This window comes from Paenibacillus sinensis (assembly GCF_019904155.1).
GTDB lineage: Bacteria > Bacillota > Bacilli > Paenibacillales > Paenibacillaceae > Paenibacillus_AQ > Paenibacillus_AQ sinensis.
In genome coordinates this window covers 106326-122179 of the sequence record NZ_JAHCMB010000153.1, presented here as the reverse complement: position 1 = coordinate 122179, position 15854 = coordinate 106326, and the positions used below count along the sequence as shown (strand labels likewise).

Genomic DNA, 15854 nt, shown 5'->3' with positions numbered 1-15854 from the left:
GAATCGTGTAAATCATGTAAATGTTGTGTATATACCAGCAGATAGGAGAGATGACGATGAGACAAGCCATTTGCACCAGTAATGCCTCTGTCGGAAGCGGACCTTATTCCCAGGGGATTGCCGCTGGAAATATGCTGTTCATTTCCGGACAGGGACCCCTTGCCGGGGATGGAAGCATCGTAAGCGGAGATATTGAAGCGGAAACCAGGCTGACCATGGACAACATCAAGGCGATCGTGGAGGCAGGCGGATGTACGATGGACCATATCGTGAAGGTGAATGTCTTCCTGGCCAGCCTTGCCGACTTCGACCGCTTTAACGCGGTCTATCAATCTTACTTCGAGAGCCCGTTTCCGGCGAGAACCTGCGTGGAGGCCGGATTGGACGGGATTAAGGTGGAGATCGACGCCATTGCATACAAGCCGGAATAACGGAAGGGAGAGAGTGCCAAATGCGGCGTTTTGTTAATTCAACAGCACTTGTAACGGGTGCGGGACAGGGAATTGGCCTTGCGATTGCGGAGCGCTTCGCGGAGGAAGGCGCGCATGTCATTCTTGCGGATATCCAGGAAGCACTGCTGCTTCAAGCAGAGGAACGCTTCAAGGCGCTGGGTTATTCGGTGTCGTACCAGGCGCTGGATGTGTCCCGTTCCGACCAGGTGGACAGAATGGTTGAGCGCATTGTCCGGGACGGGAGAAGTATCGATATTCTGGCGAACAATGCCGGTGTGGCCTGGGAGGAGTCATTCCTTGACATCAAGGATGACAACTGGCGAAGAATGATGGATGTGAATTTGAACGGCATGTTCTATGTGGCGCAGCGGGTCGCCCGGCAGATGAAGGAGCAGGGCAGGGGGGCGATTATCAATATGTCCTCCACCAATGGACTCGCGGGGGAAGCGAAATACGCGCACTACAATGCCTCCAAAGGCGGGGTCATAATGCTGACGAAGACCATGGCGGTGGAATTAGGCGCTTCGGGGATTCGCGTAAATGCGGTCTGTCCGGGCTATATTCAGACCCCGATGTCGGAGGCGATCGATGAACCCGAGTTCGTCAGCCGGTATATTCAGAACCACATCCCGCTGGGCCGTGTTGGCGAACCGAAGGACATTTCCGGCGTGTTCGCTTTTCTCGCTTCGGCGGATGCGGCCTTTATCAACGGCGAATGCATCGTCGTAGACGGCGGACAGCTGGCATTTTAAGGACAAAAGGAGGGGATTGCCGTGAATCAATACGAACTGGATACTCCCTGTATTCTCGTCGATTACAGTAAGCTGCTGGCTAACATTCACCGTTACCAGCAAATTGCGGACGATGCCGGGGTTGCTCTACGGCCGCATGTCAAAACCCATAAAACACCGCAAATTGCCCATCTGCAGGTTGAGGCCGGGGCTGTAGGCATTACCGTTGCCAAGCTCGGAGAAGCCGAGGTTATGGCGGACGCGGGCATTCGCAATATAGTGATCGCCTATCCCATTGTCGGCGAAGCGAAGCTGGAGCGTCTGATCCGGCTGGCGAAGCGCGTGGAGCTTGCGGTCGCCTGCGACAGCTATGAGGTAGCTGCGGGAATCTCGGAAGCGGCGATCAAAGCGGGCATCGTTATTAAAATGTGGGTCGAGATCGATCCCGGCTATGGCCGGGTGGGCGTGCAGCCTGGGGAGAATCTGCTGCGGCTGGCCGAGTCGCTTGCTCCGCTGCAGGGAATCCGGGTAACCGGCGTGCTGGAATTCGCCGGGCATTCCTATGATGCAGAGACTGACGATCAGCGGAAGGAAGTTGCGGTCCGGGAGGCGGAGGCCGCTGAGAGTGCGGCGGATGTTCTGCGGGGCTGCGGCTTCCCCGTTGAGACGGTCAGCGGAGGCTCAACGCCTGTGAGCCGCTTCGCCTCGCTGATGGAAGGAGTCACGGAGATTCGCCCCGGCACTTATGTATTCGGGGATTTGACGCAGGTCAAAGCCGGAGCGCTTGATCTCGGGCAATGCGCATTGACGGTGCTGGCTACGGTTATCAGCCGTCCCGCTCCCGACCGTGCCGTCATTGACGGCGGGACCAAGGTGTTCACCATGGACGGGGAAGACTCCGTCATCGGAACCGGGCGCGGCTTCGTTGTCGGACACCCGGATATTAAGGTGGCCTGGTTCAATGAAGAGCATGGCGTGTTGACTCTGCCGCCTTCGGAGCAAGGGCTGAAAGTTGGGGACAAGCTGGAGATTATTCCTGTCCACTGCTGCGCCGTCGTTAATATGCTGGATGAACTGAACATCGTACAGGATGGTCAGGTTAAGGATACCTGGACGATTGCTGCAAGAGGCAAAGTCAAATAAGCGCTACAGCAGATTTGGAGGAACGGACTTGGCAAATCAGCCGGAATTACTCGTAGACGAGCTGGCGCTGCTGGGCGAAGGGCCGCTGTGGCTGCCGGAGAGCAAGACAATCATATGGGTGGATATCGAGGGAATGTGCATCCATCTGTATACGCCGGGAACGGAAGTGAAGGAAGTCATATCGGTTGGCGAGCGGATCGGCGCTGTTGTTCCTGCGGCGGACGGGCGCATGGTCTGCGCGCTGCAGAGCGGATTCGCCTACCTGGATTTAACGAGCAAAAGTCTGGAGCGAATCGCCGATCCGGAAGAAGATCAGCCGGAGAACCGGTTCAATGACGGAAAATGCGATCCGGCCGGCCGCTTCTGGGCGGGGACTATGCCGCTTGCAGGCGACAGCCCGGACGGGGCGCTGTACCGGCTGGATGGCGACGGCAAGATCAGCACAATGCTTGTCGGAGTGGGCTGTTCCAATGGTCTCGCTTGGGATGCCGAAGCGACTACTTTGTACTATATTGACACGCCTACTGGCCGGGTCGATCAGTTCGACTATGACGTTCTGACCGGCAACATCAAGAACCGGCGGACAGCCTTTCATCTTCCGCCCGGCCAAGGGTCTCCCGATGGAATGACCATCGACCTCGAGGGCATGCTGTGGGTGGCTCATTGGGGAGGAAGCTGCGTGAGCCGCTGGAATCCGGTTACCGGGAAGTGTCTGGAGACTGTAAGTCTGCCGGTGTCCCAGGTAACCTCCTGCTGCTTCGGCGGGGAAAACCTGGATGAACTGTATATCACATCAGCGAGAGATGGCCTCAGCGAGGAGCAATTGCAAGATGAGCCGCTTGCGGGCGGCATCTTCAAATATACACCCGGAGTCAGAGGGGTCGCGGCAAATGTCTTCAAGAACAGGTAACGGCGGTGGAAAGAGCACACAACCTTACGCGGCGGGCGGCAGTCTGGCTGAAGCGGGACGGAGATACCGGTGAGAGCGGCCTATGAAATGAACAAACTTGCAGATTCCGGGAGCATCAGGACCGTATTTTTCATCTGCTGGATCACATACACCTCGACGTACATCGGCCGGCTCAATTTCAACGCAAGCATGGGAGAGATGATGACCTCCGATCATTTCAGCAAGTCACAGCTTGGACTCGTGGCGGCAGCCTTTTTCTTCGCCTATGGCATCGGCCAGTTCATGAGCGGCATTCTGGGTGACCGGGTATCCCCCAAGCTTCTGGTGTTCCTTGGACTCGCTTGTTCTTCGGCATTGAATCTGGCGATGGGGATCAGCTCAACCTATGAAATGATGGTTATCCTATGGTCCCTCAACGGGCTGGCGCAGTCCTTGACCTGGTCGCCGATGGCGAAGCTGATTGTCGACAGGCTGCCGAAGAAAGAGAGCTTCAGAGCGCTGGCGGTCCTTACGACCACTGTCCCAGCCGGTACACTAATCACCTATTTGATGTGCTCCTTGCTTATTGATTATTCGGGCTGGCGGACAGTGTTTTACATGGCGGCCTTCCTTATGCTTCCCGTTGCCATAGTCTGGTATATCGTCATCTCGAAGCTGGAGCACAAGGCGGACAGCGGCGGATTCACGGAACATTCCCCTGCTCTAGCCGCAACCGGCACACCCTCTCCTCTTCATCATACGCCCCTGTATACGTTGTTTGCGGCTTCCGGGCTGCTGTTCATTGGCATGGGAGCCATGCTTCACGGCATTTTGAAAGACGGCATTATGACCTGGATGCCCACATATCTAGCGGAAGGATATCATACCGGCTCTTCGCTTGCGATCCGATTAACGATGGTTCTGCCGGTTATTAATCTGGCGGGTGTGTATTTGGCGGGTGTGTTCAATCGAAAGATATTCCGGAATGAGCTGGTTACGGCAGCGTTCCTGTTTGCTCTGACCGTGCTGGCTCTGCTGGTTCTTATAGGGTATGGGAAAAATAGCTTGCCGCTGGCGCTCCTTATGCTGGGTATCGTCACTTCGGCGATGCTGGGGGTGAATGCGATGCTGGTGAGCTTCGTGCCGGTCTACTTCCGGGAGAGCGGAAGAGTATCGACCGTCTCCGGGCTGCTAAATTCGGCAACTTATGTGGGAAGCGCTCTTTCCAGTTATGGAATCGGAGCTGTTGCCGAGCAGTTGGGCTGGGGCTTCACCCGGTTATCATGGTGTGTGCTGGCATTGGGAGGGGCTGTGGTCTGCGTAATCGCGAGCGGCCGCTGGCGGGCTTTTACGAGGAAGGCATAATCAGGAATACGAAGTCGAAGAAGTTGAAGGAGTGTTCATATGAAGCTTCAGTATTTAGGCACGGCGGCGGCGGACGGATGGCCCGCTCTTTTTTGCAAATGCGAGTCTTGCGAGGCGGCTAGAAGGGCAGGCGGGAAAAATATCCGCACTAGGTCCCAGAGCATTATTGATGACTGTTTGCTTGTCGACATGCCGCCGGATACTTACTATCATGCGCTGAAATACAATCTGGATCTATCGGCTATCGGGCATATCCTGATCACCCATTCCCATGAGGATCATTTCTATCCGGCGGATATGATTCTGAAGGCCGAGCCTTATGCCCATCTGGGAGCAGCGAAGAGCATTAGCGTGTATGGCAACAAGGTGATTGTGGACATGCTGCGGCAGGCCATGGACGGCAGCGGGATTGAGGATATCGAGGATTATATCAATCCGGTATATGTGGAGCCTTTTGTGCCTTTTGCGATTGGTCCGTATACGGTAACTCCGCTGCCCGCCTACCATATGCCCAACGAAGAATGCTATATCTATTGCATCGAAAAAGACGGCAAAAGGCTGCTCTACGGTCATGATACAGGGGTGTTTCCGCAGCCGACCGCTGAATATATTGCCCGGACTTTTTTTCATTTGGTGAGCCTGGACTGCACGTTCTGTTTAAGGGAGTGGGAGCACGGCCATCTGGGGCTTCCGAATAATGCCGAGATCCGAACACAGATGCTAAAGCAAGGCTCTGCGGATCAGAGCACAATGTTCGTCATCAATCATTTTTCCCATAACGGCTACACCATTCATGATGATCTCGTTCCCTATGCGGAAAAATTAGGCTTCATCACGGCGTTCGACGGCATGATTATTGAGGTTTGAGGTTTGGGGCTTGGGGTTTGAAACAAAGTGAGGAGTGACTGAAGGATGGCGGTTGTTGAATGGAAAGGATCGCAACTGATCCAGGACGGAGAGCCGATTCAGCTCCTGTCGGGAGCGCTGCATTATTTCAGGGTGGTGCCCGAGTATTGGGGTGACCGGCTGCTCAAATTGAAGGCTTGCGGCTTCAATGCCGTGGAGACTTACGTGCCATGGAATTTCCATGAGCCGAAGCCCGGGCAGTTTCGCTTTGACGGCATGGCTGATGTGGAGCGCTTCATCCGGATGGCGGGGGAGCTGGGCTTGTTCGTTATCGTCCGCCCAAGTCCTTACATCTGCGCGGAGTGGGAGTTCGGCGGGCTGCCTTCATGGCTGTTGGCGGATTCGGAAATCCGGCTGCGCTGCTTGGATGAGAAATTTCTGAGCCGGGTGGACGCTTACTATGATGAGCTGCTGCCCCGGTTAAAGCCGCTGTTGTACACCAATGGCGGACCGGTCATTGCGCTGCAGATCGAGAACGAATATGGCAGCTACGGCAATGACCTCCGGTATTTGGAGCATATCCGCCAGGGAATGATTAAGCGCGGAATGGATGTCCTGCTGTTCACCTCGGACGGTCCAACAGACCATATGCTGCAAGGCGGTTCGGTGCCGGGGGCCTGGGCCACTGTGAATTTTGGGTCCGGTACGAAAGAAGCCTTCGCGAAGCTGCGTCAATATCAGCCTGATCAGCCTCTGATGTGCATGGAGTATTGGAACGGGTGGTTCGACCATTGGGGAGAGTCTCATCATACGCGGGACGCTGCCGATGCAGCCAAGGTGTTCGAAGAGATGCTGGAGGAGCAGGCATCGGTTAATTTCTACATGTTCCATGGCGGAACGAATTTCGGGTTCTGGAACGGGGCGAACTGCCAGCTGAAGGATCTGTATGAGCCTACGGTTACGAGCTATGACTATGATTCGCTCTTGAACGAAAGTGGCGAGCCGACGGATAAATTCTTTGCAGTGCGTGGCATCATCGCCAAATACAAGGATATCGGCGAGCTGAAGCTGCCTGAACCGATTGGCACGAAAGCGTATGGCGAGGTTGCGATGACCGAGCGTGCGCCGCTGTTCGCCCAGGCGGACCGGCTCTCTGCCCCTGTCCGCAGAACGAATCCCGAGCCGATGGAGATGCTGGGCCAGGATTATGGGTTTATCGCATACAGCACATGGATTTCCGGCCCCAGAGAGAAGCAGCAGCTTGTCATCCAGGAGGTTCGGGATCGTGCGCTGGTCTTTCTGGACGGGAAGCTTCAGGGTGTGCTGGAGCGCGGGAAGCCGGAGCTGTCGGTAGCGTTCGCAGTGCCGGAGGAAGGCGCGGAGCTGACCATTCTGGTTGAAAATATGGGGCGGATCAACTATGGACCGTATTTGAGAGACCCGAAGGGGATTACAGAGGGAGTGCGGCATGGATTTCAGTTTTTGTTCGGCTGGACGATTCACTGCCTCCCGCTTGAGGATTTATCCACACTGCAATTTGGCGATGTGTCAGTCGATGAATCTGTCGATGTATCTAGCGATGAATCAGTATTGGACAGCCCGTCCTTCTACCGGGGATATTTTGAGGTTGAAGAGGCGAAGGATACCTTCCTTCGGCTGGACGGCTGGAGCAAGGGAGTCGTCTTCGTAAACGGCTTCAATCTGGGGCGGTACTGGAATATAGGTCCTCAACGCCATTTATACGTGCCTGCGCCTCTTTTGCGCCAAGGCAGCAATGAGCTTATAGTCTTCGAGCTGCACGGAACCTCCCGTGAGGTAGTAGCTTTTGTGGATACGCCGGATTTGGGTCCATCGGATGAACAAAAGTACGAGGACTGAGAGTGCCAAACTGTGCTGAAAATAGGACATCAATCTCTTCCCGATTAGGAGGGAGACATTGTTCGGGGAGAGCTTGATGTTAAGTGATATGACATAGAAAGCTGCTTATTATTCGGAAATGGGATGGGTTTAGGATAAGTTTCTCTTTTTTACGACAAAATTAAGCATTTTTCGAGGAGTTATGACAGCTTTTCTGACGAAAATCCGTTGACGTTCATTGGCTTTGGGTGATATAGTATCCTCAGATTTAATAAGTGGAATTTATTTTCAGTATACTGAAAATCAAAAAAATGATCGGAGGGGATTAAAAAACACTCTACTGTACTTGTAATAGTTCGCTTCATATCAAATGTGAATTTTATCGAATGATGAAGGCTGTCTCTTCGGAAGATGTGGAGAGCCGTGGAGGCTGCCGAGTGAACCGTAAATGATCATGGGGAGGTTCTGGGATGAGGAAAACGTTCAGTGGATTTATTGCGATTCTAATGGCTGTCATGTCCATATTTACATTCACGCCGCAGGGGAGCGTGCTTGCAGCAGGCGGCGGGGAGACGTATTACGTCTCCAATGAGGGAGCGGATACGAACACCGGCAGCGCCGATGCACCATTCAAAACGCTGGCAAAGGGTGTCTCTCAATTGCTGCCCGGCGATACGTTAGTCATTAAAGCGGGCGAGTATACGGAAGCGCTGCTGGTGGATGGATTGGCCGGAACCGCGAACGCTCCGATTACGATCCGCGGAGAGGCCGGTACGAATATAACGGGAAGCGCTTATGTTAACGCTCCGTTCTGGAAGAACTTTACCCTCAGCATTACGAACAGCCAATATGTCAACATCAGCAATATCAACTTTACATTTGGCGGTACACCGGAGTCGGGTGACAGCTACACCGCCGGAATAAGCGGAGTGAAGAATGTTAAAGTCCAGAACAGTTATTTTGCCGCCAGCGGCCCCGCTTATGCCGTATTTTACCTGAACACGAACAACGAAAATCTGGTGATAGACAGCAACTATGTTGAAGGCTCGGATAATGCCTTTTACGGCTACGGAATTAACAATACGACCATCACCAACAATATCTTCACTGAATGGTGGACCTTTCATTTTGAATCCAGCACCTCGACAAATAATGTAATCAGCAATAATGTGTTTGCCGGCGCAGGCGAGCATTTCTACGGTGGAACTTATGAGAACAGCATCATTACCAATAATATTTTTCTTGGGAATCCATCGATCGCCCAGGGCAGCGGAAATACAGTCGGATATAACAGTGTTACGAGTGACAGCCTGAGAACCTCCACCACGGATGTTGTGGGCACAGCAGCGGACACTTTCGTATCAGACAGTGACTATCATCTAAAAGAAGGCAGCCCCAGCATTGATTCGGGCACTTACACCGGGATGCCGCAGACTGACCGTGACGGGAATGAGAGATACGGCCCTGCCGACATTGGAGCTTATACGTATGGCAAAATCTTTTACCTGGATGCCAATGCATCAGGCGGTGGAGACGGCTTAAGCGAGTCAACTGCGTTTAACAACCTGAATGATGCGAATTCGGCGCTTGAACCGGGCGTTACGCTGCTGGTTAAACCGGGCAGCTACGCCGGGACTCTATCCATTACGGGAACCGGTGCGCTGGATACGAAATCCATCACGATTCGCAAGCTGGGCGAAGGCACAGCCAGCATCGATGGCGGCTCAAGCCCGGCGATATCATTGATTCATGCTGCGAATGTGAGCATTGAAGGACTGTCGCTGACAAGCAGCGGAATCTCCGCAATTGTCGCTGACGGTGCGGTCCATAGCGAAATTTCCGGTTCGACGGTTACTGGCGCGACCTACGGTATTGAAATTGCCGGAAATACCCGGGGATCGAAATTGTATAACAATACCTTTAGTCAGCCTGACGGAAGCGGGATCTGGTTGAAGGATTCCACGGATAATCAAATTTTCAACAACATCTTCGACAACCAGACCGGTATTCGGAACGAGGGCGGCAGCTTTACCGATACCCTGATCATGAACAATGTATTTGTATCCCATGGCAGCGATGGAGCCAATATTGCGCTTGCGGAAACCAATACGGGCAATACCATTGCCAACAATATTTTCCGGGCGGAGGGACCTGCGGCTATTTCAACAGTTGGTTCAGCCGTGTATTTCCTGGATGCCGAATCGAACAATACAGTTGACTATAATCTGTACGACAGCACCAGCTCGCTGGCAGGCAAGCCAGGGAATGAAACCCACAGTATATATGCCGATCCTTTGTTTGTGAGTGCTTCAGACTATCATCTGCAATTGGGCAGCGCAGCGATCAATGCGGGCACGGATGTGAATGCCCCGGCACTTGATCGGGATGGCAGAGGGCGTCTCGGCACAACGGATATCGGAGCCTATGAATATTCGGGAGATTCCACCGCTTTCTACGTAAGCAATCAGACTCCACAAGGCAAGGATATACAGGTGGATTCGACGATAGAGTTCACGCTATCAGAACCTGCAAATGCGAATAATGGTAATTTCACGAATAATATTTCGGTTACAACAGTCGTTGACGGCAGCACGGTACAAGTACCTGGCAGCTTCAGTACGGCGGATCATGACGCGGGAACTATGATTACTTTTACACCGGACAACCGCTTGAATTATGACGCCACCTATACCGTTACGATCAGCAAGAATCTGATGAGCACGAACGGCAATTATCTTCCGGCCGACGTCTCCTGGAGCTTCACCACCGAAGCTTTTATTATGAATGAATATTACATTTCTCCAAATGGCAGCGATGCTAACTTAGGAACGATTGACAGCCCCAAGAGAACGGTGTCGAGCAGCCTGATATCCAAATTAAAGGCAGGGGATACGGTCTACTTCAGGGAAGGCACGTATAACGGCGTTATTGTGCTGCAGACCTACTCGGGTACGGAGGACAAGCCGATCACCTTCAAGAGCTATCAGAATGAAAAGGCAGTCTTAACGTCAGATAACCCGGACTACATCATCTATCTAGGCCATAGCCGGAACATCCGGATTGAAGGGCTGACCTTTGCGCCGAATGCGTCGCAGAACGGATCGCGCGGCACGGCTATACGCATTGATAATCATACGGCAGGCAGACAGACCAGCTCGAATATTACGGTTAAAGGCAACCTGTTCCAGAACGTGGATACCGCAATCGCGACCAGAGACCTGGTGAACATCGGATTCGGCAATTTCGAGTTCTCCAACAATGTCATCTTCTCGAATGGCGGCTGGGGATTGTATTTCCAGGAGGTCAGGGAGCAAGCGGGCAGCTACGGGAAAATCTTCAACAATGTGATCTATGGAGCGTCACGCAGCATTAATCTGTGGGGCAGAAGCGCAAATCTGCTGTTCTACAATAATACATTTGCAGATACGTACGATGCCGTTGGCGGAAGCGGCAAATATGATCTGTATCCGGTGCAGGGCACATACGATCCTGTGGCGGCGCCTATCAATATTTCAACCGATCTCGTATTCAAAAATAATATCTTCACGAAGCCGATCCGCACCCAGCTGGAGGGCGGGAAATCCATCATTGATGCTTCCCAGAATGTGGTGTTCGATAACAATGTGTACTCCATTGCCGGCACCCAGAGAGTGACTTACAATTTGGGCGGGGAAGGTCCTGTTCTAACATTGGCTCAGCTGCAGAGCGGAACGGCATGGGCGAATCAGGGCAGACCGCTGGAAACCCACGGGAAGTTCGGCGATGTGGCATTTGCGGACGTGACCAATGATGCCAGAATCATTTTTGCCACGAACCCCGCAATCGGTGCGGCGGATTCAACCATTATTCCGGGTGTTTCGGCCCCGGCAACCGATATTAACGGGAATCCAAGAACGCAGAATGAAGCTGGCGCCTATGCATTTGACCAGACCTTTGCTTTTGTCGGGAACAATACCGGAACTGTGGACGGGTCGCCACTGCATCCTTATCCTTCGATTACCGCTGCGGTGAATGCGGGGGCGAAGAACATCCAGGTTATGGCGGGCAGCTATGACGCGGACGAGAGCATTGAGATGTCGGCATCGACCGGAGACGGAGACGTGAATGTAACACCGTATAATGGCGACGTTATTTTGAACGGTACGGTGAATATTGCAGGCTCTGCGGATAAAGCCATTACGGTGAAAAATCTATCCTTTGCCGGGAACGTTGCGGTATCGGGACAGCAAGTAACCATTGACGGCAGCCGGATAAAAGGCACGCTTTCCCTGGATCAGACGGATGGAGCGGTGGTCGCCAATACAGTGTTTGCTCCAAAAGCTGCGGATGCCATTGTTGTCAACAACAGTGTGAACAGCTCCATTGTCAACAACGTCATTACGGAGAGACAGCATGCGGTCTCCTTGACGGCGGCATCTACAGGCAACAAGGTCTACAATAATACCTTCTATGCAAATGCCAAGGATGTTGAAATCAGCGCCGATTCTACCGGCAATACTTTTAAAAATAATATTTTCTCTACCAAAATGGACAGCACCGCAAATAACGAGTTTGATTATAATCTGTACAATGCGGATGTGATTTCCCCGGCGGATTTAACTGCCGTAACGGAGAGTCATGCTGTGAAGGCATCTGCCGAATTCATCAACGCCAAAGCTCAGGACTACCGAATCTATAAGCAGAGTCCGGCAGTAGGTGCAGGTATTAAAGATGCCAATACTCCAGCCAAGGATATTAACGGCATCACGCGAAAAAATCCGCCGGATATCGGCGCCTATGCGGCGGCGGCTGTCGAGAATGGCTATTATGTCGATGCAGCGGCCGGCGATGATGCCAACTCAGGAACAGCGGCGTCGCCGTTCAAGACGATAGGCGCGGCATTAGATGTTCTGCGGAATGGCGAAGCCGTGATTGTCAAAGCAGGTACTTATAATGAAAGCATAGCACTTGCGAACCGGGCGGGACAGGAAGCAGATGATTATGTGATCCGGGCAGACGGCGCCGTTATTTTGAACGGCAAGATTACGCTGGACGCCGCAACCGGCGTCACCATTGACGGCTTCACGGTAAATGCCGGTGCGGGGAACACGGCAGTTGCGCTAACATCTTCGCCGAAGGCTCAGCTGAATCATTTGACGATCGCAAATGCCAAGGTCGGGGTCAGCGCCTATGACAGTGCGGATCTCTCCATTGCCAAGGTTAAAATCCATAACGTGGAAAAAGGGATTGTTCTGGACGGCGCCAACAAGGTGAGTCCGGCATCGGTTACCCAATCCAAGATTGACTATGCAAGCAGCACTGCAATTGAAGCGAGTAATCAAATCACCCTAACCCTGCACAGCAGTCTGATCACCAATTCGGCAGCAGGCATTGTGGGAACAGGGCAATCCAGTTTCTTCATTTTAAATAACACCTTTTATAACAACAGCGGATACAGTCTCGATGTAACCCAGGCGGCCGGCAATGAGACCAATCTGGATATCATCAACAATATCTTTTCGAGAAGCGCCAGAGGGCAGGGGGCATACAGCCGTATCGCCAAGAGCTCGGGGTTCATCTCGGATTACAACCTGTATGATGCGGATGCGGAAGAGAAGATCACACGTATCAATGATGCCGATCAGACCTTAGCGGAAACGGCAGCAGGCGGCAGTGAACAAAAGGGACGCCTCGGCGATCCCAAATTCACGAATGCGGCGGACGGTGATTTCAATCTCGTGAAGGGAAGCGCAGCGGCGAGAAACGGCGTGAAATCGGTCAGCGATATCTCGGCAGGCGGTTCTTCCCAAGATATTCTCGCTCCTGCCGCAGATTATGAAGGCACGCCGTACAGTGACCTGGCTCAGGATATTGGCGCTTATTATTCGCCTTACAGCATGAAGACCATCCACCTGGCAGGAGACAATGCGGGGTCGCTTAGTGGAGACGGTTCGGCGGAGCATCCGTTCCGGACTTTTGCCCAGGCCATTAATGCAGCGGATTCCGGCGATACGATCATTGTTCATAAAGGGATATACTCCGGCCGGTATGATATTAATGACAAGCATGGCGTTGCGGACGCTCCTATTATCATCAAAGCCAGCACGGACCCGAATGATCCGCTGGATTTGGTCAATGCATCGCTGCCCGGCCCTGTCTTTACGAGCAAAACCAATTATGCCGACCGTGATGAAGAAGCCAAAGACGAGCTGATGACGAAGATTACGAACAGCTCTTACATTACCATTGACGGGCTCTACATCACAGGCTTCAGAGGGGCGGGCATCTGGACGCTGGACAGCGACAACCTCGTATTGAAGAATTTGAAAATATGGGATATCGATACGCCCGAAGAGATTACATCCGGTGTTCAAGGCTTGTTGATTAACGGGACAACGAACTCCCAGTTCAAAGACATCGATATATGGGATATCGGCCAGACGAGAAAGAGCCAGGCAGACCATGGCGCTTATGTCGGACACAGCTCCAATCTTGTTTTTGACGGGATCAAAGTATCGAATTCGCCGGGCGGCGGCATCCAGTTCTACGCCGGAGATAATTACAGCATTCAATCAACGGATGTCGTCATCAAGAACAGTGTATTCTCTGAATCCAAGTACGGCCTGATCCTGGTCGGAATCCAGGGATTCACCGTTACCAACAATACGTTCTATAACAGCTGGGCCAATGATTTGTACCTGGACTGGAATGTGCGAGATAACCTGTTCCAGAACAACATTTTTTACAATGACCGCTCAGAGGAATACAACTCGGTCGACGGAATGGTCAAGCCGGTGATTGTCGGCTATCAGTACAATACCGTAAGAACGAATCCGGATCAGTCCACAACGAATATGGTGGAAGACAACACGTTCCGAAATAACTTGTATGAATATATGACATTCCCTGCCAACGCTCAATTCGGCGCTTCGGTTATGCCGATACAGGAATTTATGGCAGCCGAGAATGCGGCGGCAACGAACAACAAGTACTCGAATATGTTCACAGGCAGCGTGAAATTTAAAGGCACTCTTGCCGGTACAGCTGATGAGTATGCAAGAGCGCAGCTCATCTTCGACAATATTCTGGATCTGGCCTCCGGCAGCGACGCGATTGACAAAGGAGTAAGTGAAGACGCGCCGACTGTCGATATTCTTGGACGCAGCAGAGTGAATGAACCTGATCTGGGCGCGTATGAGTATATCGGAACGGATAATGGTGAAGGAAACGGCAATAATGGCGGCGACAACGGCGGTAATAACGGCGGCAATAACGGCGGTGACAACGGCGGTAATAATGGAGGCGACAACGGGAATAACGGCAACAACGGAAATAACGGGAACAACGGCAACGATGGTAACAATAATGGGAGCAACGGAAACAATAGCAACAACGGCAGCTCCGCCGGTGCTGGTGCAGGAGGATTGAATGACAGCAGCGCAACAACTCTTGAGCTGACATCCAGTCAGCTTGCCGGGCTGTTTAGCCAGGCGAATGAGGATCACGGTGTCAGAACGTTAACTATCAAGCTCGGCGAAGAAGATGGAGCTGCGAAATATGTACTGAAATTGCCTGCCGATGCACTGACAGCTGCTCAAGCTGACAAAAGGATAACCATCGAGACACCTGTCGGGTCCCTGACCGTGCCTTCCAACATGCTGACTCAGAGCGCCATAGGAAATGCCGCGCATATTGAATTGAGCATAAGCCTTGCTGATAAGTCGAAGCTGAGCAAGGAACTGCAGGCGCAGATCGGAGACCGGCCATTGATTGAGCTTACGGTCCTGGCCGATGGAAAGAAGATAGCCTGGAATAATCCGGATGCTCCGGTGACTGTCGCAATGAACTATAGCCCAATGGCGCAAGAGCTGAAAGAAGCGGAGCATTTGGTGGTATGGTATGTGGATGACAAGGGAGGGGTATCAGCAGTCCCGAGTGGAAAATATGACGCTGCCTCCGGTACAATCACATTCACGACGACACATTTCAGCCTGTACACAGCGGCATTTGTACACAAGACGTTCAATGACACCGCCAAGTACGGATGGGCTGAGAAGCAGATCGCTGTACTTGCGTCGAAGGGGGTTATAAACGGCACTTCGGATACGGCGTATTCGCCGGGAGCCAATATTACAAGAGCCGATTTTATGAAGCTGCTTGTCACCGGACTCGGACTTACTGCGGCGGTGGATACCAACTTCGATGACATCAGCCCGAGTGATTATTATTATGAAGCAGCAGGTATAGCCAAAAAACTAGGTATAACGGATGGTGTCGGCGGCAACAGATTTGATCCGAAGGCTTATATTACGAGGCAGGATATGATGGTGATGGTCAATAACGCGCTTCATGCGGCAGACAAGCTGTCTGTAGCGAGAGACGCGAGTGTGCTCGAAGCATACAGCGATGCTTCAAGAATTGCATCATATGCCACATCCAGCATTGCCAACCTTGTTGATCAAGGCATCATCAAGGGAAGCGGCAGCCGCATCAATCCGCGGGGTTATGCGACAAGGGCTGAAATCGCAGTTCTGATCTATACGGTTTACAACATGTGAATGTAAGTTAACCGTGTAACCTTATACGAGCAAT

Annotated in this window: 8 protein-coding genes; all 8 read left to right on the top strand. The window is 52.5% G+C overall.

Annotation, left to right across the window (positions count from 1 at the left end):
- The first annotated feature begins 56 nt into the window (after window positions 1-56).
- The 8 genes from KIH86_RS18200 (at window position 57) to KIH86_RS18165 (ending at window position 15820) form a co-directional block, all read left to right on the top strand.
- Entirely contained in the window at window positions 57-431 is a 375-nt protein-coding gene (locus tag KIH86_RS18200; protein ID WP_223082075.1) for a RidA family protein, read from the top strand.
- 20 nt (window positions 432-451) lie between these two features.
- Window positions 452-1204, top strand: coding sequence for an SDR family NAD(P)-dependent oxidoreductase (locus KIH86_RS18195; RefSeq protein WP_223082079.1), 753 nt, complete (start codon window positions 452-454; stop codon window positions 1202-1204).
- A 21-nt stretch (window positions 1205-1225) separates the two neighbouring features.
- Window positions 1226-2326 carry an alanine racemase gene (locus KIH86_RS18190; protein WP_223082081.1) on the top strand — a complete coding sequence of 367 codons (1101 nt, stop codon included), beginning with the start codon at window positions 1226-1228 and terminating at the stop codon, window positions 2324-2326.
- 28 nt (window positions 2327-2354) lie between these two features.
- Window positions 2355-3236 carry an SMP-30/gluconolactonase/LRE family protein gene (locus KIH86_RS18185; RefSeq protein WP_235775475.1) on the top strand — a complete coding sequence of 294 codons (882 nt, stop codon included), beginning with the start codon at window positions 2355-2357 and terminating at the stop codon, window positions 3234-3236.
- An 87-nt stretch (window positions 3237-3323) separates the two neighbouring features.
- Window positions 3324-4580, top strand: coding sequence for an MFS transporter (locus KIH86_RS18180; RefSeq protein WP_223082086.1), 1257 nt, complete (start codon window positions 3324-3326; stop codon window positions 4578-4580).
- Between the two features lie 39 nt (window positions 4581-4619).
- Window positions 4620-5447, top strand: coding sequence for an MBL fold metallo-hydrolase (locus tag KIH86_RS18175; RefSeq protein ID WP_223082088.1), 828 nt, complete (start codon window positions 4620-4622; stop codon window positions 5445-5447).
- A 45-nt stretch (window positions 5448-5492) separates the two neighbouring features.
- Window positions 5493-7304, top strand: a complete 1812-nt coding sequence (locus KIH86_RS18170) for a glycoside hydrolase family 35 protein (RefSeq protein ID WP_223082091.1) — start codon at window positions 5493-5495, stop codon at window positions 7302-7304.
- 449 nt (window positions 7305-7753) lie between these two features.
- Window positions 7754-15820: a right-handed parallel beta-helix repeat-containing protein gene (locus KIH86_RS18165; protein WP_223082093.1), complete on the top strand. Its 8067-nt coding sequence runs from the start codon at window positions 7754-7756 to the stop codon at window positions 15818-15820.
- Window positions 15821-15854: the final 34 nt, after the last annotated feature.

Excerpts from the sequence above, each read along its gene's own strand:
- KIH86_RS18200 (WP_223082075.1), top strand. The coding sequence starts at position 57 with ATGAGACAAGCCATTTGCACCAGTAATGCCTCTGTCGGAAGCGGACCT.
- KIH86_RS18195 (WP_223082079.1), top strand. The coding sequence starts at position 452 with ATGCGGCGTTTTGTTAATTCAACAGCACTTGTAACGGGTGCGGGACAG.
- KIH86_RS18180 (WP_223082086.1), top strand. The coding sequence starts at position 3,324 with ATGAACAAACTTGCAGATTCCGGGAGCATCAGGACCGTATTTTTCATC.
- KIH86_RS18175 (WP_223082088.1), top strand. The coding sequence starts at position 4,620 with ATGAAGCTTCAGTATTTAGGCACGGCGGCGGCGGACGGATGGCCCGCT.
- KIH86_RS18170 (WP_223082091.1), top strand. The coding sequence starts at position 5,493 with ATGGCGGTTGTTGAATGGAAAGGATCGCAACTGATCCAGGACGGAGAG.
- KIH86_RS18165 (WP_223082093.1), top strand. The coding sequence starts at position 7,754 with ATGAGGAAAACGTTCAGTGGATTTATTGCGATTCTAATGGCTGTCATG.